This is a genomic window from Actinoplanes sp. CA-030573 (genome assembly GCF_050951115.1).
Classification (GTDB): Bacteria; Actinomycetota; Actinomycetes; order Mycobacteriales; family Micromonosporaceae; genus Actinoplanes.
Map to the genome: position 1 here is coordinate 7349721 of NZ_CP192038.1, position 25280 is coordinate 7375000.

Annotated in this window: 21 protein-coding genes and 2 rRNA genes (1 of these 23 only partly in view); 2 read left to right on the plus strand and 21 right to left on the minus strand. The window is 72.0% G+C overall.

Going from position 1 to position 25280, the window contains the following annotated elements:
* Positions 1 to 4: 4 nt before the first annotated feature.
* From ACQP2F_RS33775 to ACQP2F_RS33840, 14 genes are all read right to left on the minus strand, one after another.
* Positions 5 to 343, minus strand: coding sequence for a hypothetical protein (locus tag ACQP2F_RS33775; RefSeq protein ID WP_433294691.1), 339 nt, complete (start codon positions 341 to 343; stop codon positions 5 to 7).
* Between the two features lie 275 nt (positions 344 to 618).
* A complete protein-coding gene (locus ACQP2F_RS33780) occupies positions 619 to 1215 on the minus strand; it encodes an NUDIX domain-containing protein (RefSeq protein WP_433294693.1) in 597 nt (198 codons plus the stop codon).
* A complete protein-coding gene (locus ACQP2F_RS33785; RefSeq protein WP_433294695.1) occupies positions 1212 to 2897 on the minus strand; it encodes a CTP synthase in 1686 nt (561 codons plus the stop codon). The genes ACQP2F_RS33780 and ACQP2F_RS33785 overlap by 4 nt, the downstream gene beginning before the upstream one ends.
* 131 nt (positions 2898 to 3028) lie before the next feature.
* Positions 3029 to 5197 carry a hypothetical protein gene (locus ACQP2F_RS33790; protein ID WP_433294697.1) on the minus strand — a complete coding sequence of 723 codons (2169 nt, stop codon included), beginning with the start codon at positions 5195 to 5197 and terminating at the stop codon, positions 3029 to 3031.
* Complete coding sequence (locus ACQP2F_RS33795; RefSeq protein WP_433294699.1) at positions 5194 to 6297, minus strand: glycosyltransferase family 4 protein; 1104 nt, start codon at positions 6295 to 6297, stop codon at positions 5194 to 5196. The genes ACQP2F_RS33790 and ACQP2F_RS33795 overlap by 4 nt, the downstream gene beginning before the upstream one ends.
* Before the next feature lie 19 nt (positions 6298 to 6316).
* A complete protein-coding gene (gene murJ, locus ACQP2F_RS33800) occupies positions 6317 to 7885 on the minus strand; it encodes a murein biosynthesis integral membrane protein MurJ (protein ID WP_433294701.1) in 1569 nt (522 codons plus the stop codon).
* Entirely contained in the window at positions 7882 to 8673 is a 792-nt protein-coding gene (locus ACQP2F_RS33805; RefSeq protein ID WP_433294703.1) for a hypothetical protein, read from the minus strand. Before ACQP2F_RS33805 ends, murJ begins: the two co-directional genes overlap by 4 nt.
* Before the next feature lie 25 nt (positions 8674 to 8698).
* Entirely contained in the window at positions 8699 to 9631 is a 933-nt protein-coding gene (locus ACQP2F_RS33810; RefSeq protein WP_433294705.1) for a copper transporter, read from the minus strand.
* Positions 9632 to 9650: 19 nt separating this feature from the next.
* Entirely contained in the window at positions 9651 to 10829 is a 1179-nt protein-coding gene (gene steA / locus ACQP2F_RS33815; RefSeq protein WP_433294707.1) for a putative cytokinetic ring protein SteA, read from the minus strand.
* A gap of 121 nt (positions 10830 to 10950) precedes the next feature.
* Positions 10951 to 12696 (minus strand): DNA repair protein RecN, encoded by a 1746-nt coding sequence (gene recN / locus ACQP2F_RS33820; protein WP_433294709.1) that lies wholly within the window; start codon positions 12694 to 12696, stop codon positions 10951 to 10953.
* A gap of 52 nt (positions 12697 to 12748) precedes the next feature.
* The gene (locus tag ACQP2F_RS33825; protein WP_433294711.1) at positions 12749 to 13636 is read right to left on the minus strand and encodes an NAD kinase; all 888 of its coding nucleotides are present in this window, start codon (positions 13634 to 13636) and stop codon (positions 12749 to 12751) included.
* Positions 13633 to 14478 carry a TlyA family RNA methyltransferase gene (locus ACQP2F_RS33830; protein ID WP_433294713.1) on the minus strand — a complete coding sequence of 282 codons (846 nt, stop codon included), beginning with the start codon at positions 14476 to 14478 and terminating at the stop codon, positions 13633 to 13635. The genes ACQP2F_RS33825 and ACQP2F_RS33830 overlap by 4 nt, the downstream gene beginning before the upstream one ends.
* Before the next feature lie 4 nt (positions 14479 to 14482).
* The gene (locus ACQP2F_RS33835; RefSeq protein WP_433294715.1) at positions 14483 to 14797 is read right to left on the minus strand and encodes a hypothetical protein; all 315 of its coding nucleotides are present in this window, start codon (positions 14795 to 14797) and stop codon (positions 14483 to 14485) included.
* A gap of 4 nt (positions 14798 to 14801) precedes the next feature.
* Positions 14802 to 15611, minus strand: coding sequence for a phasin family protein (locus ACQP2F_RS33840; RefSeq protein ID WP_433294717.1), 810 nt, complete (start codon positions 15609 to 15611; stop codon positions 14802 to 14804).
* A gap of 107 nt (positions 15612 to 15718) precedes the next feature.
* On the opposite strand from ACQP2F_RS33840, the gene ACQP2F_RS33845 reads away from it, so the two are divergent.
* On the plus strand, positions 15719 to 16054 hold the full coding sequence (locus ACQP2F_RS33845) for an SCP2 sterol-binding domain-containing protein (RefSeq protein WP_433294719.1): 336 nt from the start codon (positions 15719 to 15721) through the stop codon (positions 16052 to 16054).
* Positions 16055 to 16082: 28 nt separating this feature from the next.
* On the opposite strand, the gene ACQP2F_RS33850 is transcribed toward ACQP2F_RS33845, so the two are convergent.
* A complete protein-coding gene (locus ACQP2F_RS33850; RefSeq protein WP_433294721.1) occupies positions 16083 to 16733 on the minus strand; it encodes a response regulator in 651 nt (216 codons plus the stop codon).
* Positions 16730 to 17854: a sensor histidine kinase gene (locus tag ACQP2F_RS33855; RefSeq protein ID WP_433294723.1), complete on the minus strand. Its 1125-nt coding sequence runs from the start codon at positions 17852 to 17854 to the stop codon at positions 16730 to 16732. The genes ACQP2F_RS33850 and ACQP2F_RS33855 overlap by 4 nt, the downstream gene beginning before the upstream one ends.
* Before the next feature lie 107 nt (positions 17855 to 17961).
* On the opposite strand from ACQP2F_RS33855, the gene ACQP2F_RS33860 reads away from it, so the two are divergent.
* Positions 17962 to 18747: a hypothetical protein gene (locus ACQP2F_RS33860; RefSeq protein ID WP_433294725.1), complete on the plus strand. Its 786-nt coding sequence runs from the start codon at positions 17962 to 17964 to the stop codon at positions 18745 to 18747.
* On the opposite strand, the gene ACQP2F_RS33865 is transcribed toward ACQP2F_RS33860, so the two are convergent.
* From ACQP2F_RS33865 to ACQP2F_RS33885, 5 genes are all read right to left on the minus strand, one after another.
* Complete coding sequence (locus tag ACQP2F_RS33865; protein WP_433294727.1) at positions 18706 to 19710, minus strand: HAD-IIA family hydrolase; 1005 nt, start codon at positions 19708 to 19710, stop codon at positions 18706 to 18708. The two genes, ACQP2F_RS33860 and ACQP2F_RS33865, sit on opposite strands and share 42 nt — an antisense overlap.
* Positions 19711 to 19743: 33 nt before the next feature.
* The gene (locus ACQP2F_RS33870; protein ID WP_433307697.1) at positions 19744 to 20778 is read right to left on the minus strand and encodes a hypothetical protein; all 1035 of its coding nucleotides are present in this window, start codon (positions 20776 to 20778) and stop codon (positions 19744 to 19746) included.
* Between the two features lie 29 nt (positions 20779 to 20807).
* On the minus strand, positions 20808 to 22286 hold the full coding sequence (locus tag ACQP2F_RS33875; RefSeq protein ID WP_433294729.1) for a hypothetical protein: 1479 nt from the start codon (positions 22284 to 22286) through the stop codon (positions 20808 to 20810).
* A gap of 321 nt (positions 22287 to 22607) precedes the next feature.
* A 5S ribosomal RNA gene (gene rrf / locus ACQP2F_RS33880) occupies positions 22608 to 22724 on the minus strand.
* 88 nt (positions 22725 to 22812) lie between these two features.
* A 23S ribosomal RNA gene (locus tag ACQP2F_RS33885) occupies positions 22813 to 25280 on the minus strand; it runs 659 nt beyond the window's last position.

Consider the following 25280-nt stretch of genomic DNA (forward strand, 5'->3'; position numbering starts at 1 on the left):
GGCATCACCCTACGAAACCGGTTCCGGGGTCGGAAAGCGATTTATGCCCGGGCGGAGGGGGCTGTGGACAGGGGGTTGCGGCAGCCGTTTCGGCGCCCTTTGCTCTGCTCACCAATACGCGCCACGAGTGGAGCAGCGGCTCCGCCGCTCGCTCGTGCGCAACAGCGCGAGACGGCAACAGCCCGCGACCGCAACAGCCCGCGGCGACGGCGGCTACGGCGGCGGCGGCGGCTACGGCGGCGGCGGCGACGGCGGCGACGGCGGCGACGGCGGCGACGGCGGCGACGGCGGCGACGGCGGCGACGGCGGCGACGGCGGCGACGGCGGCGACGGCGGCGAGCAACGGCGCGGGAGAGCAACGGGCACGGGCCTGCAATCAGCGCGCGTCGGCCAAGCTCAATCGCCGCTTGTGGACGGTGGCCCGAAGATGTCGTACCCCGGCCGTAAAGTCGGCCCACCCACAACGGGTGGGCCGACGAAAGCTCACGACCGGGCCGATCACAGCTCACGACCGTCCGAGCCATCGCTCACGACCGTCCGAGCCATCGCTCACGAGCGTCCGAGCCATCGCCCGAGACCATCCGATCCCCCGCTCGGGGCGGCCGCTCCCCGCCCCGATCAGAGCGCCGGCGTCTCCACCGGCCGCAGGGTGGCCCAGCCCTCCTCGCGGGCGCGGGCCGCGGCCAGCAGTCCACCCACCGCGGCGGCGTTGGTGATCTCGCCGCGGAAGATCATCGCCACCGCCTCGTCCAGGTCGAACCAGGCCAGCTCGATGTCGGCCTCCTCGTCGGTGCGGTGGTGCCGCTCCGCCTCGGGGACCGCGCTGAGGTCGCGGGCCAGGAAGATCCGGATCTTCTCATCGGTGAAGCCGGGCGACGTGTGCAGGTCGATCAGCAGGTCGTACCGGCCCGCGTGCAGGTCGGTCTCCTCGGCCAGCTCGCGTGCCGCGCTGACGCACAGGTCCTCGCCCGATTTGTCGCGCAGGCCGGCCGGCAGCTCCCACAGGCGGCCGCCGACCGCGTGCCGGTACTGCTTGATCAGCACCACCCGGTCGACGTCGTCGAGCGCGACCACGCCGACCGCGCCCTTGGCCTCCACGACGTCGCGGCCGGCGGTGCTGCCGTCGGACATGGTCACCTGGTCGCTGAAGACCGCGAAGATCGGGCCTTCGTAGCGCGGGGTACGGGACTTGGTCTCGTGGGCGAACGCGGTCATGCCGGGTCCACCGCCACCGGCAGCTCGTCCGCCGCCGCGTACTCGACCGCGGCCCGGACCAGGCCGTCGAAGAGCGGGTGCGGCCGGGTCGGGCGGCTCTTGAGCTCGGGGTGGGCCTGGGTCGCCACGAAGTACGGGTGCGCCGACCGGTCCAGCTCGATGAACTCGACCAGCCGGCCGTCCGGCGACGTCCCGGAGAAGATCAGGCCGGCCTGGGACAGCTTCTCCCGGTAGTCGTTGTTGACCTCGTACCGGTGCCGGTGCCGCTCGGAGATCTCGGTCGCCTCGTACACCTCGGCGACGATCGAGCCCTCGGTCAGCTGGGCCGGGTACGCGCCCAGCCGCATCGTGCCGCCGAGGTCGCCCTTGCCGGCCACGATGTCCTCCTGGTCGGCCATCGTCGAGATCACCGGGTACGGCGCCCGCTCGTCGAACTCGAGCGAATTGGCCCCGGCCAGACCGGCCATGTTGCGGGCCGCGTCGATCGTCATGCACTGCAGACCGAGGCAGAGGCCCAGAATCGGGATCTGGTGCTCCCGCGCGTACCGGGAAGTGTTGACCTTGCCCTCGATGCCGCGCACGCCGAACCCGCCCGGGATGACGATCCCGTCGACGCCCTTGAGGGCGACGGCCGCACCCGCCGTGGTCTCACAGTCGTCGCTGGGCACCCAGCGGATCTGGATCTTGACGTTGTTGGCGAAGCCGGCCGCCCGGATCGCCTCGGTCACCGACAGGTACGCGTCGGGCAGATCCACGTACTTGCCGACCAGCGCGATGGTGATCGTCCGCTTCGGGTGGTGCACGCGGTGCAGCAGATCGTCCCAGGTGGACCAGTTCACGTCGCGGAACGAAAGGCCGAGACGACGCACCACGTACGCGTCGAGGCCCTCCCGGTGCAGCACCTTCGGGATGTCGTAGATGCTCGGCGCGTCCGGGCAGGCGATGACGGCCTCGCGGTCGACGTCGCAGTACAGCGCCAGCTTGTGCTTGAGCTTCTCCGGGATCTCCCGGTCGCTGCGGCAGATGAGCGCGTCCGGCTGGATACCGATGTTGCGCAGCGCCGCGACCGAGTGCTGGGTCGGCTTGGTCTTCAGCTCGCCCGAGGGCGCCAGGTAGGGCACCAGCGAGACGTGCAGGTAGAAGACGTGATCGCGGCCGACCTCGTGGCGCACCTGGCGGATCGCCTCGAGGAACGGCAGCGACTCCATGTCGCCGACCGTGCCGCCGACCTCGGTGATCACGACGTCGGGAACCCGGCCGGACTCGTCCGGGTCGGCCATCGCGAAGATCCGGCTCTTGATCTCGTTCGTGATGTGCGGAATCACCTGGACGGTGTCGCCCAGGTATTCGCCCCGCCGCTCCCGCGCGATGACCGTCGAGTAGACCTGCCCGGTCGTGACGTTCGCCTTGCCCGAGAGCGCCCGGTCGAGGAACCGCTCGTAGTGGCCGACGTCGAGGTCCGTCTCGGCGCCGTCCTCGGTCACGAAGACCTCACCGTGCTGGAAGGGGTTCATCGTGCCGGGATCGACGTTGAGATAGGGGTCGAGCTTCTGCATGACGACCCGCAGTCCGCGCGCGGTCAGAAGATTGCCGAGGCTCGAGGCGGTCAGGCCCTTGCCCAGCGAGGAGGCGACGCCCCCGGTGACGAAGATGTGCCGCGTGTCGCGCACTGATGAGGCCAACGCCCGCTCCCGTGGGTTGTCTGTAGTCGGTCTTGCAGACCGGGGCTCGAGGCCCCATCCACGGGAGTCCACCGTAACACCTGAGAACGCGGGCGCACGTTCGGGCTGGTCGCGACGCGTGTCTGGGGTATCTAGCCGATCTTGGTCGGATTTGCGAGGCCCGGGTCTCGCAGCAGCGGGCCGCCCGGGCCGTCGGTCTCGCCCGCGGGGCGGGTGCGGTCGGCGGCGTGCAGCAGCACCCGCAGCGCGCTCAGCACCGCGGTCGGCACGGCGGCGGCCGCGGCGGCTCCGGCCACGGTCAGCGCCGAGCCGCCGACCACGCCCGCGAACAGCGTCGCGACGGTGATGCCGGCGCCGGCCGCGCGCAGCGCCGGGTGCAGTCCGAACAGGCGGTTCAGGCCGCCCCACGGGGAGAACTGGCAGAAGGCGAGCATCAGCACGCCGATCACGGCCAGGATCGTCAGCGGGCTCTGCAGCAGCGTCTCGCCGTTCGACGTGGCGGCCCGCTGCATGGCCGGCCCGGCGCTGCCGTCGCCCAGCGCGGTCAGGAACCGGCCCAGGCTCCCCTGCTCGAGCTCGGGGCGGCGCAGGTCGACCACGGCGAAACCGGTGGTGACCGCGAGCCCGGCGACGGCCGCCCAGGCCGCCCGCGAGAACGTCAGCCAGCCGCCGGTGCTGATCGCCGAGGCCACGCACACCCCGGCGGTCACCGCGATCGCGCCGACCGGGTCGGCGCCCAGGAACGGACTGCCGACCATGACCACGCCGAGCCCGCCGAGCAGCACGAAGACCACCGGCCGGTACGGCTTGCGCACCGACTGGGCCAGGCAGCCGGCCAGCACGAGCAGGCCGGTCACGAACACGCCGAGCCCGACGCCGCCGACCCCCGAGTACCGGGCGCCGTTGATCGCCGAGTAGCCGGCCACGCCGTTGAGCTGCAGCTGCGAGCCGGTCATCAGGTCGACCCCGATCACGGCCGCGCCGACCCCGGCGACCGCGGTCATCGGCCACAGGGTGCGCTTGTAGCGCGGGAACAGCCGTACGGCGGCCGTGCCGGCCACGATCAGGGCCCCGGTGACCAGCCCGAAGATCCAGGCCGGGTGCTCGCCGCGCCACCACGGCGAGGCGTCGGCCAGCAGCGCGGCCGGGATCGCGAGGGCGGACGCGATGAGGGCGAGCTCGACCGCCTCGACCACCCGCGGGGACGGCAGGGCCGGACCCTTGGGGCCGCTGTGCCGGCGGGCCCGGACCATCACCGGCACGAGCAGCGCGAACAGGCAGAACTGGAGGATCCCGAGCACGGTGAAGAAGATCGCGGCGACCCCGCGCTGGGCCCCGGCCCGCTGGTCGGCGTTGTGCGAGCCCTGGACGGCGTCGGCGACGTCGTCCGGTTTGCCGGGCACCACGGTCGCGGCGTGGCCGGCGAACAGCTTCGCCGGCGACGACTTGCCGAGCGCGGTGAGGATGGTCGGGGCCAGATCGATCAGCTGGAGGTACCCGTCGCGGCCGGTGCCGGCCGAGGTCAGCCAGCCGCCGTTCCAGCCCTTCCCCTCGGCGATCGCGACGTGCAGGCGCGAGCCCTGGTCGGTGTTCGAGACGCCGGCGACCAGCAGCAGCGACCGGTCGGGGCGGGCCGCGACGATCCGGGCCAGGACCGCGTCGGCCTGCTTGACCAGGGCCGCGCGGCCGGGGCCTGAGCCGGTGATGGTGCCGAGGTCGACGAAGCTGAGCACGCAGTCGGAGAGCATCGACGTGGGGTCGGCGGGCAGCAAGGGGCGGTACTTGTCGACGCGGCCGAACGGGCGGGCCGCCGCGATCGCCGCGCCCGGGCCGACGGCCGTGGTGCAGCGCACCGACTCGGCCAGGGAACCGGGCACCGCACCGTACGGGAGCCGGTCCTGGTTGTCCTGCACGATGTTGCGCTGATTGGTGATGTTGGCGCCGAACGCGTCCGGCCGGTCGAGCTCGGGCTTCGGCGCACCGCACGCGTCGATGCCCGCCACCCGCGGATAGGCGGCGTAGTTGCCGGCGCCGAGGGTGAGCCAGCCGTCGGCGGGGCAGGTGACCCGGTGGGCCGAGCGCACCGACAGCCAGCCGATCGAGCCCTCGGTCGCCTCCCGCCACAGCGCCGGCGTCCGTTGCGGGTCGAGGTCGTCCCAGCGCAGTCCCGCGGCACCGGCCACGATCACGTAGTCGACGGTGCTCTGCGGCGCACCGGGAGCGGGACGGACGGCGAGGCCGCCGAGACTCGCCACGACGGCGAGCACGACCAGGACGTACGGGATCCAGACGCGTCTCATGGCAGCGCCGTCACCTCGGCGTACGCCGCCCGCACGTCGGCGACCGTGGCGGCCTCGTCGGGCCAGGTGGCGGCCCGCTCCGGCCCGCGGACGGCGTAGTCGGCGCGCAGCCCCGGATCGGCCAGCAGCTGCCGCACCGCGGCGTCGACCGCGTCGACGTCACCCGGCGGTATCAGCATCGCGGCGTCGTCGACCAGGCCCGGTATGCCGCCGACCGCGGTCGCCACCAGCGGCACGCCGGCGGTGAGCGCCTCCTGGGCGAACAGCTGCCGCGCCTCCCAGTCGCTGGTGATCACTGCGAGGTCGGCGCCGGCCAGCAGGTCGGGCACGTCGGAGCGGCGGCCGAGCAGGGAGAACGGGGCGTGTCGCTCGGACGCGAGCTGGGCCAGCGCCATGTAGCTCGGCCCCGAGCCGGCGACCACGACGACCGGCGCCGGGTCGAGCTCGCGCCACCGGGCCGAGGCCTCGATGAGCAGGTCGTACCGCTTCTGCGGGTGCAGGCGGCCGACCGAGAGGATCAGCGGGGTGCCGGGCTTGAGCCGGAACTCCGCCCGCACCGCCGCCCGGCTGCGCTTGGCCGGGGCGAGCGTGGGCGCCGCGACCGCGCCGAGCCGGGCGTTGCGGGCGCCGACCGCCAGTGCGCGGGCGACCAGGTCGTCGGAGGCGCCGAGGGTGAGGGCGGCGCTGCGGGCGACGATCCGCTCGAGCAGCGCCGAGGCCTGGCCTCGCAGCCCCTTGGCCAGGACCGCGTTGTGCCAGGTCACGACCAGCGGGACGCCCGGGCGGGCGAGGCCGGCCACGAAACCGGCGCGCAGCCCGTGCGCGTGCACCACGTCGATCGGGCGGCTCGCGAGGGCGGTGCGCAGCTGCCGGATCGCGCCCGCGTCGGAGGCGCCGGGGCTGGCCGGGATCTCGACCGGGAGGAACGCGCTGCCCGCCGCGGAGAACTCGAACAGCTCGTCGGTGGCGGCCGGACCGCAGACCAGGACCTCACACCCGGCGGCGCGCAGGCCGCGGGCGAGCGAGGCGACGTGTTGCCCGATCCCGCCGGTGCTCGAGGCCAGCACCAGCGCCACCGAGCCGCGCCATCCGTCGTCCACTTCTTCGCGTCCTCTTCCCTCAGGTGCGCTTGCGGCGCAGGCGGGCCACCAGCGCGCCGATGTCCCGCCGGTCCAGGGCGTACGCCACCGCGCCGAACACGGCCAGGACGGTGACGCCGCCCAGCATGCCCTGCGCCAGGCTGCCGCCGACGGTGGGGCCCGCACCGTCGAGGTGTCCGATTCCGGTCACGACGCCGAAGCCGGCCAGGGCGGCCGCCCCGGCGGCAACGATACCGACGGTGGTCGCGCGGGCCAGCCCGGCCAGCGCCGCCGGGCCCGCGTGCCGCCGGACGGCCAGCACCAGCAGCACGCCGATCACGGTCATCCCGACCGCGTTGGCCAGGCCGAGGCCGAGCACGCGGCGGTCGTCGGTGAGGGTGAGCGAGGCCAGCCCGGCGAGGGCCCCGACGATCCAGCCGGCCGCCGTCGAGCCGGCCGCGGCCACGGTGGCTCCCCGCGCGTACAGGGCCCGGGAGAGCAGGGCGAACAGCGCGTAACCGAACAGCCCGGGCGCGAAGCCGGCGATGCCCGGCGCCGCCGGTCCCGCATTGATCAGATAGGCGGCGGGCGAGGCGAGGGCGAGCAGCGCGGCGGCGCCGAGACCGGCGGCGAGGATCACGGCGCGGGCGCTGCTGGCGAGCGACTTCCGGTAGGCCTCCTCGTCGCCCCGCCCGACCGAGGCGGCCAAGGTCGGATAGACGGCCGTGGCCAGCGGCACCGCGAGCACCGCCCACGGCAGCAGGAAGATCGTCTGGGCCGCCGTGTACTGGGTGAGGCCACGGCTGGCGGTCAGCGCGATGGCCACGATCGTGATCAGCTGCTGGGAGCCGACGGTGACCGCCCCGGCCCAGCCCAGCCGCACCGCCTGCCGGCCCTCGTCGCCGGGGAAGCGCAGAGCCGGCCGCAGGCGCAGCCGCAGCCGGCGCAGCGGGATCAGCAGGCAGAGCGCCAGCACGACCACGCCGAGCGTCGTCCCCACCGACAGGGTGAGCTCACCGGTGCGGCTCAGGCCGCCGAAATCGGTCTCGGCCCCGTCGATCACCGCATAGCTGAGGTACGCGGCCATCACCGTCACGCTCGACAGCAGGGGCGCGATGACCGGCCAGGCGAACCGGTGATGCGCCTGCAGCACGCCGGTCAGCACGATCCCGATGCCGTAGAGCGGCAGTTGCGGCGCGAACACCCGCAGCATGCTCGCGGCCGTCGCCTGGTGGTCGGGCGGCACATCCGGCAGCAGCCCGGCGATCGGCCCGGCGAGCAGGCCGACGATCAGCGCGATCGGCACCAGCAGCACCAGCACCCAGGTCAGCAGCGCCGAGGCGACCGCGCCGACCCGCTCCCGGTCGCCGCCGGCCACGTGGGTGGCCAGCAGCGGCACTACCAGGCTGGCCAGGGCGCCGCCGGCGACCAGCTCGAAGACGATGTTCGGGATCGTGTTGGCGGCGTTGTAGATGTTGGCGAGCCCGTCGTTGCCGACGGTGTGCAGGAAGACGAAGGTGCGGGCGAAACCGGCGAGCCGGGCGACCACGGTGAGAACCGTGATCAGCGCCGCGGCACCGGCGATCTTCGTCGCGGACGGGGCCGTCACGCCGGCCGGCGGCCGAGCTCGTCGAGCCGGCGCAGCCACGGAGTGTCCTGGATGACCTTGGTGTAGCTGACCTTCTCGCTCGCGGCGGTGAGGGCGGCGAGTGCCGCCAGCGCCACGAGACGACCCGCGGTTCCCGTACGCGCGGTCAGCGCCACACCGAGCAGGGCGCCCATGGCGTTCGCGCCCGCGTCGCCGAGCATGATCTCCTCGCCCAGGTCATCGGGCAGCAGGGCGGCACCGGCACCGACGACCCCGGCGGCGCCCAGGGGCGTCCCGATCACCAGGCCCGCCTTGATCGCCCGGCCCGGGCGCAGGTCGAGCAGGTTCACGAAGTTGGCCATGCCGGCGATCACGCCGGCGCCCAGCAGCACGTCGACCTTTTTGCCGCCGATCAGGGACGACGCGACGAGGCCGGCCGCGCCGACGCCGGCGATCTTGATGAGGCCGCTGGTGACCCGCCCCTCGCGCAGCGCGCCGAGGTGGCCGGCGAAGCCCTTGGCCGCCTTCTGCTCGGGCCGGTTGCCCACGACATCGTCGTAGAAGCCGACCGCCCCCGAGACCAGGCCCGCGGTGACCGCGGCGGCCGCCGTGCGGGCGTTGGGCGCGCCGAGCGCGGCGCCCGCGGTGGCGCCGAGGGCGAGCGCGGGCCCGCCGGCCAGCGTCACCGTGCGCCCGTGGAAGTTGGTCCGCTCGAGCACGGCCGACTTCGGGTCGCGGCGGATCCAGGCGAGGGCGCCGCGGGCGACGGACGCGCCGGCGCCGAACGAGCGGAGGACTCCGGTGGCCATGGCTGGGAAGTCTAGAGACCGGCCGCTAGGCGGCGGCCTTCGGCACCATCGAGGAGGCGCCGGCGGCCAGCCCGTACTGCCCGGTCTTGCCCTGCACCAGCCGCTCGATCGTCGCCATCGCGGTCGCGACCTGGCCCTGCACGGTGCTCGCGTTGTCCACCGTGGAGATCGACTGAACCAGCTTGGGGTCGCCGCGCACGGCCGAGACCAGGTTGCCGTCGCCGACCGCGGTGCCGCCGACCACCAGCGGCTTGTCCTTGCCGAACTGGGTGGCCATCATGAGCGCGGCCTGGTTCTTCTTGGTCGCGTCCTTGTCCGTCGGCGGCTCGCCGGAGACGAAGACCGCGGCCTCGGCGCCGCCGGTCGCGTTGTCGTCGACCGCCAGGTAGCCGCCCTTGGTGTACGCGGTGAGCAGCGCCGCCAGGTCGTCCGGGCTGGCCTGGGTGCCGGCCCGCTGGAGCAGCGCGAGCGCGAGCTGGGCGCTGGCCGTCTCGACCGCGTCGCTGTTGACCGGCAGCCCCTCCATCTGGATCGTCGGCTGCGACGCGCGGGTGGCCAGGTCGAGCAGGTCGAGGGTCCCGTTCGGGTCGAAGAACTTGTCCTGCACCGTCACCTTGGCCGTGACCGTGGCGCCGGCGACCTTCAGCATCGCGATCACGCCGTTGGCGTAGTCGTTGGTGCCCGGCAGCGCCACCACGAGCAGCTTGCGGCCGGTCAGCTTGTTGTTGAGCAGCGCCGGCGCGGTCTCGGTGGCGAAGTCCTGGTTGCGGTCGATCTCCTCGCGGTACTGGTTGATCTGGTCCCGCTTGTTGCCCAGGTCCTTGTTCAGCGCGCCGATCTGGTTCTTGAGGTTGTCGGCCACCGGCCCGTTGAGCGCGGCGGTGCCCACGACCAGGCCGATGGCCAGGGCGAGGAAGACCGCGGTGAGCGACACCACGTGGTACCGGAAATTGATCACGACAAATGCCTCGGAGCTTCTAGAAGAGGTGGCCCAGCTGGAAGACGAGATTGTCCCACCATTCGGAGACCACGGTGAGGTACGCCTTCCCGACCGTCGAGACTGCCACCGCCGAGGCCATCGCGGCCACCGCGGCCAGCACGAGCAGCAGCAGCGCCGAGCCGGAGATGCTCTGCCGGTAGAGCCGGCTGACACCCTTGGCGTCGACCAGCTTGCCGCCGACCTTGAGCCGGGTGAGGAACGTCGAGGCCATACCGCCGCGGCCCTTGTCGAGGAACTCGACCAGGTTCGCGTGGGTGCCGACGGCCACGATCAGGGTCGCGCCCTTCTCGTCGGCCAGCAGCATCGCGAGGTCCTCGCTGGTCGCCGCGGCCGGGAAGGTCAGCGCGTCGACGTCGAGCTTGTGCACCCGCTCGAGCCCGGGCGCCCGCCCGTCCGGATAGGCGTGCACGACCACCTCGGCCCCGCACCGCAGCACGTCGTCGGTGACCGAGTCCATGTCCCCGATGATCATGTCCGGCGTATAGCCGTTCTCGACCAGCGCGTCGGCGCCGCCGTCCACCCCGATCAGCACCGGCTTGTACTCGTGGATGTACGGCCGCAGGACGTCCAGGTCGTCCTTGTAGTCGTAGCCGCGCACCACGATCAGCACGTGCCGCCCCGCGATCCGGGTCTGCACGTCGGGCACGCCCACGCCGTCGAGCAGCAGGTCGCGCTCCTGCTTGAGATAGTCCATGGTGTTGGCCGCGAACGCCTCGAGCTGCACCGACAGCCCCTCGCGGGCATCGGCCATGGCGGCCGCCACCGTGTCCGTGTCCTGCCGGACCCCGCTGGCGATCGGCTCGCCGCCGACCAGCACCGTGTCGCCGTCAATGGTGACCAGGTCGCCCTCGTGCAGCCCTTCGAACACTTCCTCGCCGAGGTCGTCGACGAGCAGCACGCCGTTCTTGATGAGCACCTCGGGCCCGAGGTTCGGGTAGCGCCCCGAGATCGACGGCTTGGCGTTCAGCACGGCGGCCACCCCGGCCGCGACCAGCGCGTCGGCCGCCACCCGGTCGATGTCGACGTGATCGATCACGGCGATGTCACCCGGGCGCAGCCGGCCGGTCAGCCGCTTGGTGCGCCGGTCGAGGCGGGCGGTGCCGACAACGGCCTCGGGATCGAGACTGCGGGCACGGCGCAGAGTGGGAAGTCGCATCCCGGCCATCCTGACATGCCGGATCACACGCCTGGCACGCGACATGCGCGATCTCACCCACAAAAAGGGCATAACGCCCCGCTAGTCCCCTGCCCCATCATGCCACGCCTTGTCCCGCTGATCAGCCCCGCTTCTCGCGCCCCGCCACCGCCAGCAACTCCTCCGCGTGCGCGATCCCCAGATCCGAATCGGGCAGCCCCGCCAGCATCCGCGCCAGCTCCCGGGCCCGCTCCGTCTCCTCGACGATCCGCACGCCACTGGTCGTGATCGCGCCGCCCGTGTCCTTCGCGACCACCAGATGCCGGTCGGCGAACGCGGCCACCTGCGGCAGGTGGGTCACCACCAGCACCTGGTGGGTGCGGGCCAGCCGGGCCAGCCGCCGCCCGATCTCGACCGCGGCCTGGCCGCCCACGCCGGCGTCGACCTCGTCGAAGACCAGCGTCGGTGGGCCGCCCGCGCCGGCGAAGACGACCTCGATGGCCAGCATCACCCGGGAGAGCTCACCGCCGGAGGCGCCCTTCTGCAGCGGCAGCGACGGCGCGCCGGGGTGGGCCACCAGGCGCAGCTCGACCTCGTCGGCGCCGTCCGGGCCGACCGGGAGGCCGTCGATGGTCGGGTCGTCCTTGCCGGCCGTGCGGGGCACCACGGCGACCTCGACGCGGGCGTGCGGCATGGCCAGGCCGGCGAGCTCGACGCTGACCGCCTCGGAGAACCGGACCGCCGCCTCGGCCCGGGCCGTGGTCAGCCGGCCGGCCAGCTCGCCGACCTGGGCCGCCAGGCGCTGGCGCTCCTTGTCGAGCTCCTCGAGCAGCTCGTCGGACGTGTCGAGCGCGGCGAGGCGGGTGCGGGCGTTCTCGGCCCAGGCGATCACGCCGTCGACGTCGTCGGCGTACTTGCGGGTCAGCGCGCGCAGCTCGGCCCGCCGCTCGTAGATCTGCTCGAGCCGAGCCGGGTCGGCGTCGAGCGAGCTCAGGTAGGCCGACAGCTCGCTGGCGACGTCGCCGACCAGGGTCGCCGCCTCCTCGATGCGGGCGGCCAGGTCGGACAGCGACTGGTCGACCGACGACTGGGCCTCGAGCGTGCGGCGGGCCAGGCCCAGCAGCTGCGCCGCGTCGGGGGCGTCGTCGGTGGCCTCGACGCCGGAGGCCAGCGCCTGGGCCGCCGTGGCCGCGGCCACCCGCAGACCCTCGGCGTGCTCGAGCCGCTGCACCTCGGCGCGCAGCTCCTCCTCCTCGCCCGGCTGCGGGTCGATCCGGCTGATCTCGTCGAGCCCGAGCTTGAGCAGGTCGGCCTCCTGCGAGCGGGCGCGGGCGTTGCGCCGCCGGTCGGCCAGGTCGTCGACCACCGCCCGCCAGCGCGCGAACGCCTCGCGGTAGGTCTCCAGCAGCTTCTCGTGCTCGGGCCCGGCGAACCGGTCGAGCGCGCCACGCTGCTCGGCCGGGCGCAGCAGGCGCAGCTGGTCGGACTGACCGTGCACGGCCAGCACCTGCTCGCCCACCTCGGCCAGCATGGCCACCGGCATGCTGCGGCCACCCACGTGTGCGCGGGACCGGCCCTCGATCGTCACCGTGCGGCTGAGCAGCACCGAGCCGTCGTCGTCGACCTCGGCGCCGGCCTCGGTGATGCGGGTCTGCACCGCGTCGGCCAGCGCGCCGGAGAGCCGCAGCCGGCCCTCGACGACGGCGCGGCCCGGGTCGGCACGCACCCGGCCGGCGTCGGCCCGGCCGCCGAACAGCAGCCCGAGGCCGGTCACGACCATGGTCTTACCGGCACCGGTCTCACCGGTGATGACGTTCATGCCCGTCGTGAGCTTCAGCGTCGTGTCGTCGATGACGCCGAGCCCGGTGATCCGCAACTCCTCCAGCACAGGGCAGACAGTAGTGGTGCCCACCGACAATTGCCCACCGCGGACCCCACGATCAGCGTCGATTACCCCGCCAGCCTTCCACCGGCAGCGCGAACTTCGCCACCAGGACATCGGTGAAGGGCTTAGGAGCAAGACGCACCAGACGTACGGGCAACTGCCCGCGCTCCACCGTGACCTTCGCACCCGGCGGAAGGTCCCACGTCCGCCGGCCGTCGCAGCACATCACCGCGAACGACGTGTACGGGTCGACGGTCACCACGAAGCACGAGGTCGGCGCCGTGACCAGCGGCTTGGAGAACAGGGCGTGCGCGCTGATCGGCACCAGCAGCAGCGCCTCGACCTCGGGCCACACCACCGGGCCGCCGGCCGAGAACGCGTACGCCGTCGAGCCGGTCGGGGTCGCGCACACCACGCCGTCGCAGCCGTACCGGGCCAGCGGCCGCCCGTCGACGTCGACGAGCAGCTCGAGCATCTGCGCCCGCTGCCCCTTCTCGACGCTGACCTCGTTGAGCGCCCACGACTCGGCGATCACCCGGCCGCCGTACTCGGCCCGGACGTCCAGCGTCAGCCGCTCGTCCACCTTGTACGTCCCGGCGACGATCTCCTGCACCGCCTGGTCGATGTCGTCGATCTCGGCCTCGGCCAGGAAGCCGACCTTGCCCAGGTTGATGCCGAGCAGCGGCGCCTTGACCGGCCGGGCCAGCTCGGCCGCCCGCAGGAACGTGCCGTCGCCGCCGAGCGCCAGCACGATCTCGGCGCCCTCGGCCGCCTCCGGCCCGCTGACCGGCGTGACCTCCTCGGGCAGGTCGAGGTCGGCCACCTCCTCGGCGACGACCCGCACCTCGAAACCGGCCTGAAGCAGGTCCAGGGCCACCGCGCGGGCGTGCTGGGCGCTCTGCCGGCGCCCGGTGTGCGTCACCAGCAGGGCCGACCGCATCATTGGTCCTCCAAAAAGACTTCCGGCGCGCCAGAAGCTACCTGCCCGGACGGTCCGGCGGCGACCACTCGCTCGATCTCCACGCGATCGGCCCCGGGCGCGTCCCGGCGGAACCAGATGAAGAACTCGACGTTGCCGCTCGGCCCCGGCAGCGGGCTCGCGGCCACCCCGGCCACGCCCAGGCCCAGCTCCGCGCCGGCCGCCGCCACGTCGAGCACCGCCTCCGCCCGCAGCCGCCAGTCCCGCACGACGCCGCCGGCCCCCACCCGCTCCTTGCCCACCTCGAACTGCGGCTTCACCATCAGCGCGAGATCACCGTCGGCCGCGGTGCAGGCGGCGAGCGCGGGCAGGACGAGCCGCAGGGAGATGAAGGAGAGATCGGCCACGGTGAGATCGACCGGGCCTTCGATCACTTCCGGGGTGAGCGTACGAACGTTGGTCCGCTCCATCACGACCACGCGCTCGTCGTTGCGGATCGGCCAGGCGAGCTGGCCGTAGCCGACGTCGACGGCCACCACCTGGCGCGCGCCGGCCCGCAGCAACACGTCGGTGAAGCCGCCGGTGGAGGCGCCCGCGTCCAGGCAGCGCCGCCCCGAGACGGCGAGCCCGGTGAAGGCCGCGAGCGCGCCGGCCAGCTTGTGGCCGCCCCGCGAGACGTACTCGGTGGCCGGATCCGCCCCGGTCACCAGCACCGGGTCGGCCGGGTCGACCATGGCCGCGACCTTGCGGGCCACGGTGCCGCGCACCTGCACCCGGCCGGCCTCGACCAGGGCCGCCGCCTGCTCGCGGGAGCGGGCCAGCTTGCGGCGCACGAGCTCGGCGTCGAGCCGGGCACGACGGGCCATCCGCTCAGCCCTCGATGCTCGCGAGCGTCTCCTGCAGCACCTGGTGAGCGGCCTCGTAGGCGGCGATCTGCTCGCCCGGCGCCAGCTGAGCGGCGTTGGCGAGCGACCGCAGCGCGGCGTCGACGGCCGGGTGCCCGGTCTCCTCGACGATCCGGCGCTCGGCCGGCTCCGCGTACGGCGCCGGCGCCTGCGGCCGCATCCCGCCACCGAACGGCGGCGCCGGCCGCATCCCCCCACCGGGCGGCGGCCCGGGCCGGAACCCGCCGCCGGGCGGCGGGCCGGGACGGGGACCAGGCTGCGGGTTGTGCGGGAACGTCATGAACCTAGGCCTCCGGTTCGGTGCTCGGCGCGGCCTTCTTGGCCGCCTTCTTCGCGGGCGCGCTCTTCTTGACGGGTGCGCTCTTCTTCGCCGGCGAAACCTTCTTGGCCGGCGCCTTCCTGGCCGCCGCCGGGCTCGCCTCGGAGGCGGTCGCCGCCAGCGCCTCGACCTCCGGCGTGGAAAGCGCCTCCGCGATGGGCGCCGACAGCGTGTCGGGCGCCGGCGGCCCGGCCTTCTTGGCCGCCTTCTTGGCGGCAGCCTTGGCCGGAGCCGAAACCGGGGACGGCGCCGGGGCAGCTGCCGCGGCGGGAGCGGACGACGGCGTCGGGGCCGGCGCGTTCCCGGCCGGCGTGGCCGGCGTGGTCCCCGCCGCCGGCATGGCGTTCGGCGTCGCCTTCACGGCCTTCTTCGCGACCGCCTTCTTCGCGACCTTGCGCGGCGCCGGCGCGGGCTTGTCCAGCCGCGTCCCACCGACCTCGGCCTCGGGCGCGCCGTCACCCTTGGCGACTTTCTCGCGCTCGTCGCGCAGCTGCTTCTCCAGTTCCCGTACGCGGGAGGTCAGCTCCGTGACCTCCTCTGCCGTGGCCAGCCCGACCACACCCAGGGCCCGGTCGACCTCGTAGCGCACGATGTTGGTCAGCGCCTCCCGGTTGGCCATGCCGGCCGACAGCAGGTCGTCGACCAGTCCCTGCAACTGGGCGGCGGTGGCGCCACCCCGGTTGACCAGGTCGCCCACCGCCTTCTGAGCGCGTTTGCGCGGCGTCTCGGTCAGTCCGAGCGCCATCTCCAGATACGCCCGCCATGCGTCCGGCATGATTCGCTCCTCTCGGGGCTCGCGTCGGGTGTCACGCTACCGGGCGGTTCGCGTGCGATCGTGAGGTACCGTGCGCTACGGCGAGGTGTCGCGAGGAAAGGTGTCGAATGGCCACCGTGGAGGAATGCCGGGCTGCCCTTGGCACGCTGGCCGCCCAGCTCGACCGCAACGCCGATGCGCAGGGAAAACTCGACTTCGAGCGTACGCTCGCGTGCCGCGTCCCCGACCTGGGTACCGCATTCCACGCCCGGCTCAGCGGCGGCCGCCTGCTCGACATCGCCGACGGCGACGACCCGAAGGCAAAGATCGCCCTGACCGCCGACAGCGATCACCTGATCGCGCTGCTCACCGGCAAGCTGGACGTCACCCGGGCGATCGCCTCGCGCCAGATCGCGGTCAAGGCCAACCCGTTCGACCTGCTCAAGCTCCGCAAGCTGTTCTAGCGTCCGGGCCCGGGCGGAACGGGCCGGGCTACTGCGGCGTGACCAGCCGGGTCTCGTACGCGAGCACCGCGGCCTGCGTCCGGCTGGCCAGATGCAGCTTGGTCAGGATGTGCGCCACGTGGGTCTTGACGGTGGCCTCGCTCAGGTACAGGTCGCGGGCGATCTCGGCGTTGGACCGGCCCTGCGCGAGCGCACGCAGCACGTCCAGCTCGCGCGGGGTGAGCCCGTCGAGCTCGGGCGGTCGCCGTCCGGCCGCGGCCCGGTCGGCGAAAGCGTCGACGAGCCGGCGGGTGACGTCGTGGTCGAGCAGGGCCACGCCGGCCACCACCGACCGGATGGCCGCGATCAGCTGGGCCTCGGGAGCGTCCTTGAGCAGGAACCCGCCGGCACCCAGCCGCAGCGCCTCGTACACGTACTGGTCGAGGTCGAAGGTGGTGACGACCAGGATCCGCGGCGGGTCCGGCAGCGCCACCAGCCGGCGGGTCGCCTCGATGCCGTTCAGGCGGGGCATGCGGATGTCCATGAGCACCACGTCCGGGCGCAGGCGCTGCGCCGCCTCGACCGCCTCGACGCCGTCCGCCGCTTCGCCCGCCACCTCGATGTCCGGCTCGGCGCGCAGGATCATCCGGAAGCCGGCCCGGACCAGCCGCTGATCGTCGGCCAGCAGCACCCGGATCATGCTGGCACCGGCAAGCACGCGCGGACCCGGAAGCCGCCGGTCGACGCGGCGCCGGCGTCCAGCGTGCCGCCGTACAGGGCGACCCGCTCACGCATCCCGAGCAGGCCGAATCCCGGCTCGCCCCCGGCCGCGCCGGCGCCGGTGCCGTCGTCCGAGACCTCGATGCGCAGGGCGGCCGGCTCGACCCGCACCGCCACCGACGCGGTGCTCGCGGCCGCGTGCCGGACGACGTTGGTGAGGGACTCCTGGACGATCCGGTAGCCGGCGATGTCGACGCCCGCCGGCAGCGTGTCCAGGTCGCCCTCCACGTCGGCGACCATCGTCAGGCCGGGCCGGCTCAGCCGGGCGACGAGCGCGTCCAGGTGCCGCAGGCTGGGCTGGGGCGCGAGGTCGGCGTCGGCGGCCGCGCGGAGCAGGCCGAGCAGGTGCCGCATGTCGGTCAGGGCGTGTTCGCCGAGCTGCTCGATGGCGTCGAAGGCGGTGCGCGACTCGGCCGGGTCGACCGCGAGCATCCGCCGGCCGCCGCGGGCCTGGAGCACGATCACACTGATCGCGTGCGCGACCACGTCGTGCAGGTCACGGGCGATGCGGGCCCGTTCGGCAGCGACCGCCTCGGCGGCGTGCTGCTCGCGCGCCTGCTCGGCGAGCCGGGCGCGTTTCTCGGACGTGTCGGCGGTGCGCCGCTGCCGCCGCACCAGCAGGCCGACGACGAAGACGGCGCCGCCCTGGAGCCAGGCGATCAGCAGGTTCACCACGCCGGGATAGAGCGTCCAGCTGTACACCGACATCCCGGCGGCGAGGACACCGCCCCCGAGCACCGCGGCCCGCAGATCCGGTGCGTAGGCCATCGCCGAGTAGCTGACCACGACGAACGTCAGGCCGAGCGACAAGGTTTCGACCCGCGGGCCGAACGCTGCCGGCGCCGTGCAGGCGGCCGCGGCGACGGCGGCGACCGCAACCGGCGCGACGCGGCGCCACACCAGCGCCACACCGGTCGCGAGCATCAGCGTCGCGGTCACCGCGTGGCCCGGCGTCGCCGTGAACGTCGTGGCGATCTCCACGCCGATGCCGGCCGTGAACACGCCGGCGAGCACAACATCCCACCACCGGATGCGCGTCATGGTCCGACGCTAGACCCCGGGTCGCCGCCGTCGCCTCATCACAACGGTGTAGGTGTCTCGGCATCGCGGGCGACGACTCCGCCGGCGAACCCCCCGACGATGAGGCGATGACGACATCCGGCACCACCATGACCCCCGGGCGGGGCGCGGCGATCACGGCCGCCGTCACCGGTCCGCTGCTGCTCGTTCTCTCGTTCGCCCAGTCCGCCGACGGCCCGAAGGTCGCGACGGCCACCCCGGCGCAGATCCGCGCCTGGGGATTGGCCGAGGCCTCGGCCGTACGGGTGGGCGCTCTCGGCGCGATGCTGAGCGTCGTGGTCTGGCTCATCCTGACCGCCGCCCTGACCCGCGTCGCCCGCGACGCCCTGCCGCGCTCGCTGCTCGCCGACGTCTTCGCCGGCGCCGGCTACCTGCTCACGGTGGCGTTGTTCCTGGCTTCGGTGGCCGATGCGCTGCCGGTGGTGCTGCCCGACCTGATCGGCGCGCGGCTCACGACGGTGGACGACGACGTGCTGCGCGGCTGGTACGGCCTCACCGGCTTCACCCACCTGATCGGCGACTTCCAGATGGCGTTCATCGCCCTGCTCGTCGGCGCGTTCTCGCTGGTCGTCCTGCGCACCGGCGTGGCGCCGCGGTGGATCGGCTGGCTCGGCATGGCGATCACGGTGGCCGCCGCGCTCGGCACGGCCGGCGTCACCACCAACACCGGGCCGCTGTACGGCTTCTGGATGGGCGGCATCTTCGGCTGGGCGCTGTGGTGCCCGATCGTCGGCGTCGCGCTCGGGCTGCGCAGCCGCGCCCGCCGCCGGGCCGCCGCGGCGCCCTCGCTCCCGCACGAGCGGCTCGTGGCGTCAGAGTCCCCAGCTGTCGAGCAGGGCGGCGGCGTCCGGTGAGACGGGTTCGACGCCGGTCACCGGCACACCGTTCCAGGTCGCCGAGCACAGCAGCCGCAGCGCCGTGATCGGGTCGCCCGAGCCGTCGAGCCGGGCGCGGTCGCCCTCGACCGTGACCCGCCAGCCGCCGGCCGACCCGGCGTCGAGCGGCAGCCGGGCGTCGTCCGCCGCGCGGAACAGCCCGCCGAGGTTGTCCGCCACGAAGGTCGGGCGGCGCTCCGGCGGCGCGGCCAGCAGGTCGGCCGGGCCGCTCACGCCGGTCAGCACCAGCACGCAGTCCATGCCGGCGCCGACCGCGCCCTGGATGTCGGTGTCCAGCCGGTCGCCCACCGCCAGCGGGCGCTCGGCCCCGGAGACCGAGGCCGCGGTCGTGAACAGCCCCGGCTGCGGCTTGCCCACAACGAGGTCGGGCTCGCGGTCGAGCGCCGTGCGCAGCACCGCGACCAGCGAGCCGTTGCCCGGCAGCGGCCCGCGCGGGCTGGGCAGCGTGCGGTCGGTGTTGGTGGCCACCCAGGTGGCCCCCGCCCGCACCGCCAGCGCCGCCTCGGTGAGTACCTTCCAGCCGACGTCGGGGCCGAAGCCCTGCACGACGGCTTCCGGCTTCTCCTCCGCCGTCGAGACCGGCGTGAGCCCGGCGTCGGTCACCTCGGCGCGCAGCGCGTCGGCGCCGACCACCAGCACCGGCGCGCCGGCCGGCAGCCGCCGGGCGAGCACCGCGGCGGCCGCGCCGGCCGAGGTGAGGACCTCGCCCGGCTCGGCCGGAACGCCCATGCCGGTGAGCAGCGAGGCGACATCGCCGGCGCGGCGTGAGGCGTTGTTGGTCGCGTACGCCACGGAGGTACCCGACGCCCGCAGCCGCCCGACCGCCTCGGCGGCTCCCGGGATCGGCTTGTCGATCAGGTAGATGACCCCGTCCAGGTCAAAGATGACCAGGTCGTAGCCGTCGGCCAGCCCGTCACTCACGCTCGCCCCTTCGTTCGGTCCGCCCCGGTGCGCTCAGTCCCGCGCGCGCTTGTCCGCCGGCCCGCCCTCCCCGGCCTGGGCGTCCTCCGCCTTGGCGGCGATGGCGGCGTCCTCGTCCTCGAAGTCGTCGTCATCCTCGTCGCCGTCCGCGGGCAGCCCCGTGGCCGACGACTCGATCTCGTCGTCCGCGTCGGCGTCCTCGTCGTCCTCGACCTCGTCGTAATCGTCGTCGTCCTCGTCGTCGAGGTCATCGACGTCGTCGGACACGTCGTCGTCCTCGTCCTGGTCGTCATCGAGGTCATCGTCGTCGGACACGTCGCCGTCGGAAGCGTCCTCGTAGCCGTCGGCGTCGTCATCGTCCCGGTCGGCGCGAGCGTCGGCCCGGTCCAGGTCCTCGTCGTCGTAGCCGTCCGAGTCCTCGTCCTCGTCGTCCTCGTCGGCGCGCGCGACGGCCTCGTCGGCGAGGTCCTCGTCGTCCTCGTCGTCGTCGCCCTCGATCGTGATGCCGTCGAGCTCGAGCAGGCGCTCGGTGGCGTCGGTCAGCTGGTCCTCGTCGACCGCCGCGGCACGCGAGAACCACTCCCGGGCCTCCTCGCGCCGGTCCGCGGCCAGCAGCGCGTCGGCGTAGGCGTACCGCAACCGCGCCGCCCAGTCGGCGTCGTCGTCGCTGGTCAGCTCCCGCACCTGCAGCATCGCCACCGCGGCGTCGTGCTGCCCGAGGTCACCGCGCGCCCCCGCCGCCACGATCAGCAGCTCGATGGCGCTGTCCTTGTCCAGCGCCTCCATGTCGGCGCCCCGGTAAAGATCGATCGCCCGCTCCGGGCGACCAAGTGCCCGCTCACTGTCGGCGATCTCGGCCAGGTGCGTCTGGCGCCCGGTCATCCGGTGGTACGTCCGAAGCTCCGCGATGGCGGTGGTCCAATCCCCCGCCGCGTACGCCGCCAGCCCGACGGCCTCCCGCACCACGGCGATCCGGGAGGCGAGCCGCCGCGCCGCGATCGCGTGCTGCAGCGCCAGCTCGGAGTCGTCGTCGATGATCTGCCCCGCCGCGACCAGATGCCGCGCCACCTTGTCCGAGATGTCCCGGGCAAGCGAGATCAGCTCCGAACGCACCTCCTGGTCGAGGTCGGTAGCCACAATCTCGTCCGGAATAGCGGGCGCCTGGAACGAGGCCGGCTGCTCGCCACCCTGCACGTCGTCCCCGCGACCGTCCCGATCCTGGTCACCGCGGAACCCACCGCGATCCCGGTCGCCACGGAACCCACCGCGGTCACCGTCCCGGTCGCGGTCACTCCGGAACCCACCCCGGTCCTCCCGGTCCCCGCGGAACCCACGGTCATCGCGGTCGCTGCGGAACCCCCGGTCATCGCGGTCGCCCCGGAACCCGCCACGGTCGTCCCGGTCGCGGAAGCCGCCAACCTGCGGACGCTCGGAGCGGAAGCCACCCCGGTCACCTTGCGGACGGTCCGAGCGGAACCCACCCCGGTCACCCTGCGGACGGTCCGAGCGGAACCCACCCCGGTCGCCGCCACCCTGGTAACCACCACGGTCGCCGCCCCGGTCCCGGTCGCCACCGCGGAAGCCACCCCGGTCACCCTGCGGACGGTCGCCGTAGGGCCGCTCACGATCCCCGCGGAACCCACCACTGCGCCCCGCCGGCCGGTCGCCGCCCTGGTAACCACCCCGGTCCCGGTCACCGCCACGGAACCCGCCGCGGTCGTCCCGGTCACGGTAGCCGCCACCCTGCGGACGGTCCGAGCGATACCCACCCCGGTCGCCGCCACCCTGGTAACCACCACGGTCGCGGTCACCGCCACGGAAGCCACCGCGGTCGCCCTGCGGCCGGTCGTCACGCCCGCGGAAACCACCCTGCGGACGGTCCGACCTGTATCCACCTCGGTCGCCGCCACCCTGGTAACCACCACGGTCGCGGTCACCGCCGCGGAAGCCACCGCGGTCACCCTGCGGCCGGTCCTCACGCCCGCGGAAACCACCCTGCGGACGGTCCGACCGATAGCCACCCCGGTCGCCGCCACCCTGATAGCCGCCACGGTCGCCGCCACCCTGATAGCCACCACGGTCGCGGTCACCGCCACGGAAGCCACCACGGTCGCCGCCACCCTGATAGCCACCACGGTCGCGGTCGCCACCACGGAAGCCACCGCGGTCGCCCTGCGGCCGGTCGTCACGCCCCCGGAAACCACCCTGCGGACGGTCCGACCGATAGCCACCCCGATCGCCGCCACCCTGGTAACCACCACGGTCGCGGTCACCGCCACGGAAGCCACCGCGGTCGCCCTGCGGCCGGTCGTCACGCCCCCGGAAACCACCCTGCGGACGGTCCGACCGATAGCCACCCCGATCGCCGCCACCCTGGTAACCACCACGGTCGCGGTCACCGCCACGGAAGCCACCGCGGTCACCCTGCGGCCGGTCCTCACGCCCCCGGAAACCACCCTGCGGACGGTCCGACCGATAGCCACCCCGATCGCCGCCACCCTGATAGCCACCACGGTCGCGGTCACCGCCACGGAAGCCGCCCCGGTCGCCGCCACCCTGGTAACCACCACGGTCACGGTCACCACCGCGGTAACCACCCCGGTCGCCGCCACGGTCTCCGCGGTAGCCGCCGCGGTCGTCCCGGTTGCCGCCCCGATCGCCGGAGGACCGACCACCACGGTTGTACGAGTCGCCATCCCGCCCGCGGCCGGCCGGGCGCTCGTCGTCGCGGTTGTTGGAGCCGCTGTCCTGCGGTCCTGTAGTCACGGTCATTCCTTCCGACACGGCGGCCCAACCTCGCGTGGGCGTGCCTCAACACTCAAAGTTACCGGGGGGCCAACGCACAAACGCAGACGAGGGCCGACCCCGTCCGGGGTGGCCCTCGTCTGTCACGTTGAGTCCGGCGGCGTCCTACTCTCCCACACCCTCCCGAGTGCAGTACCATCGGCGCTGGAGGGCTTAGCTTCCGGGTTCGGAATGAGACCGGGCGTTTCCCCTCCGCTATGACCACCGAAACAGCTGCCAGCATGCACGAGTCAACCGTGAATGGTTGTTCGTTTGCTGTGAATCACACAGTGGACGCGTTGAGCATAAAGTTTAGGTGTGGTTAAGCCCTCGGCTTATTAGTACCGGTCAACTGAACCAGTTACCTGGCTTACATTTCCGGCCTATCAACCCAGTCGTCTGGCTGGGAGCCTTACCCCCTCAAGGGGGTGGGATACCTCATCTCGAAGCGAGCTTCCCGCTTAGATGCTTTCAGCGGTTATCCCTTCCGAACGTAGCTAACCAGCCGTGCCCCTGGCGGGACAACTGGCACACCAGAGGTTCGTCCGTCCCGGTCCTCTCGTACTAGGGACAGCCCTTCTCAAGTATCCAACGCGCACGGCGGATAGGGACCGAACTGTCTCACGACGTTCTAAACCCAGCTCGCGTACCGCTTTAATGGGCGAACAGCCCAACCCTTGGGACCTGCTACAGCCCCAGGATGCGACGAGCCGACATCGAGGTGCCAAACCATCCCGTCGATATGGACTCTTGGGGAAGATCAGCCTGTTATCCCCGGGGTACCTTTTATCCGTTGAGCGACACCGCTTCCACACGCAAGTGCCGGATCACTAGTCCCGACTTTCGTCCCTGCTCGACCTGTCAGTCTCACAGTCAAGCTCCCTTGTGCACTTACACTCAACACCTGATTGCCAACCAGGCTGAGGGAACCTTTGGGCGCCTCCGTTACCCTTTAGGAGGCAACCGCCCCAGTTAAACTACCCACCAGACACTGTCCCTCGACCCGATCAGGGCCGCAAGTTAGATACCCAAACCCAACAGAGTGGTATTTCAACAATGCCTCCACCCGAACTGGCGTCCGAGCTTCACCGGCTCCCACCTATCCTACACAATTAAATTCGGATACCAATGTCAAGCTATAGTAAAGGTCCCGGGGTCTTTCCGTCCTGCCGCGCGTAACGAGCATCTTTACTCGTACTGCAATTTCGCCGGGCCTGTGGTTGAGACAGTGGGGAAGTCGTTACGCCATTCGTGCAGGTCGGAACTTACCCGACAAGGAATTTCGCTACCTTAGGATGGTTATAGTTACCACCGCCGTTTACTGGCGCTTAAGTTCTCCGCTTCGCCCTTACGGACTAACAGGTCCCCTTAACGTTCCAGCACCGGGCAGGCGTCAGTCCATATACATCGTCTTACGACTTGGCATGGACCTGTGTTTTTAGTAAACAGTCGCTTCCCCCTGCTCTCTGCGGCCATACCCCGCTCAAGGACGCATGGTCCCGTCACGGGTCCGGCCCCCCTTCTCCCTAAGTTACGGGGGCAATTTGCCGAGTTCCTTAACCACAGTTCGCCCGTCGCCTCGGTATTCTCTACCTGACCACCTGTGTCGGTTTCGGGTACGGGCCGCTCGGAACATCGCTAGAGGCTTTTCTCGGCAGCATAGGATCACTGACTTCACCTGATACGGCTCGGCATCACGTCTCACCCATCATGCGATGCGGATTTGCCTACATCGCGGGCTACACGCTTACCCCAGGACAACCACCGCCTGGGACCAGCTACCTTCCTGCGTCACCCCATCACTAAACTACTACCCCACAAGGTCCCAGCCGCTACCAGTCCGAACCGAAGTCCTCGCCGGCTTTGGGTGGTTAGTACATGGAGGTTCGTCTTGGGCGTTCCTTCGCGGGTACGGGAATATCAACCCGTTATCCATCGACTACGCCTCTCGGCCTCGCCTTAGGCCCCGACTCACCCAGGGCGGATTAGCCTGGCCCTGGAACCCTTGGTCATTCGGCGGAAGAGGTTCTCACTCTTCATTCGCTACTCATGCCTGCATTCTCACTCGTGTGGCGTCCACGACTGGGTCACCCCGCCGCTTCTCTCGCCACACGACGCTCCCCTACCCATCAACGCACCTGGATCGACGACTCAAGGCCGGCGACCGGGTTCATGCGTCAATGCCACAGCTTCGGCGGTGTGCTTGAGCCCCGCTACATTGTCGGCGCGGAACCACTTGACCAGTGAGCTATTACGCACTCTTTAAAGGATGGCTGCTTCTAAGCCAACCTCCTGGTTGTCCATGCGATCCCACATCCTTTTCCACTTAGCACACGCTTAGGGGCCTTAGCTGGTGATCTGGGCTGTTTCCCTCTCGACTACGAAGCTTATCCCCCGCAGTCTCACTGCCGCGCTCTCACTTACCGGCATTCGGAGTTTGGCTGATTTCGGTAAGCTTGTAGGCCCCCTAGACCATCCAGTGCTCTACCTCCGGCAAGAAACACACGACGCTGCACCTAAATGCATTTCGGGGAGAACCAGCTATCACGGAGTTTGATTGGCCTTTCACCCCTAACCACAGGTCATCCCCCAACTTTTCAACGTTGGTGGGTTCGGTCCTCCACGCAGTCTTACCCACGCTTCAACCTGCCCATGGCTAGATCACCCCGCTTCGGGTCTAGAACACGCGACTATAACGCCCTCTTCAGACTCGCTTTCGCTACGGCTACCCCACACGGGTTAACCTCGCCACGTGCCACTAACTCGCAGGCTCATTCTTCAAAAGG

Coding starts and splice junctions, on each gene's coding strand:
- ACQP2F_RS33850 (WP_433294721.1), bottom strand. CDS start 16,733: ATGATCCGGGTGCTGCTGGCCGACGATCAGCGGCTGGTCCGGGCCGGC.
- steA (WP_433294707.1), bottom strand. CDS start 10,829: ATGCGACTTCCCACTCTGCGCCGTGCCCGCAGTCTCGATCCCGAGGCC.
- ACQP2F_RS33825 (WP_433294711.1), bottom strand. CDS start 13,636: ATGATGCGGTCGGCCCTGCTGGTGACGCACACCGGGCGCCGGCAGAGC.
- ACQP2F_RS33860 (WP_433294725.1), top strand. CDS start 17,962: ATGACGACATCCGGCACCACCATGACCCCCGGGCGGGGCGCGGCGATC.
- ACQP2F_RS33840 (WP_433294717.1), bottom strand. CDS start 15,611: ATGCCGGACGCATGGCGGGCGTATCTGGAGATGGCGCTCGGACTGACC.
- ACQP2F_RS33830 (WP_433294713.1), bottom strand. CDS start 14,478: ATGGCCCGTCGTGCCCGGCTCGACGCCGAGCTCGTGCGCCGCAAGCTG.
- ACQP2F_RS33835 (WP_433294715.1), bottom strand. CDS start 14,797: ATGACGTTCCCGCACAACCCGCAGCCTGGTCCCCGTCCCGGCCCGCCG.
- ACQP2F_RS33855 (WP_433294723.1), bottom strand. CDS start 17,854: ATGACGCGCATCCGGTGGTGGGATGTTGTGCTCGCCGGCGTGTTCACG.
- ACQP2F_RS33805 (WP_433294703.1), bottom strand. CDS start 8,673: ATGGCCACCGGAGTCCTCCGCTCGTTCGGCGCCGGCGCGTCCGTCGCC.
- ACQP2F_RS33780 (WP_433294693.1), bottom strand. CDS start 1,215: ATGACCGCGTTCGCCCACGAGACCAAGTCCCGTACCCCGCGCTACGAA.
- ACQP2F_RS33845 (WP_433294719.1), top strand. CDS start 15,719: ATGGCCACCGTGGAGGAATGCCGGGCTGCCCTTGGCACGCTGGCCGCC.
- ACQP2F_RS33790 (WP_433294697.1), bottom strand. CDS start 5,197: ATGAGACGCGTCTGGATCCCGTACGTCCTGGTCGTGCTCGCCGTCGTG.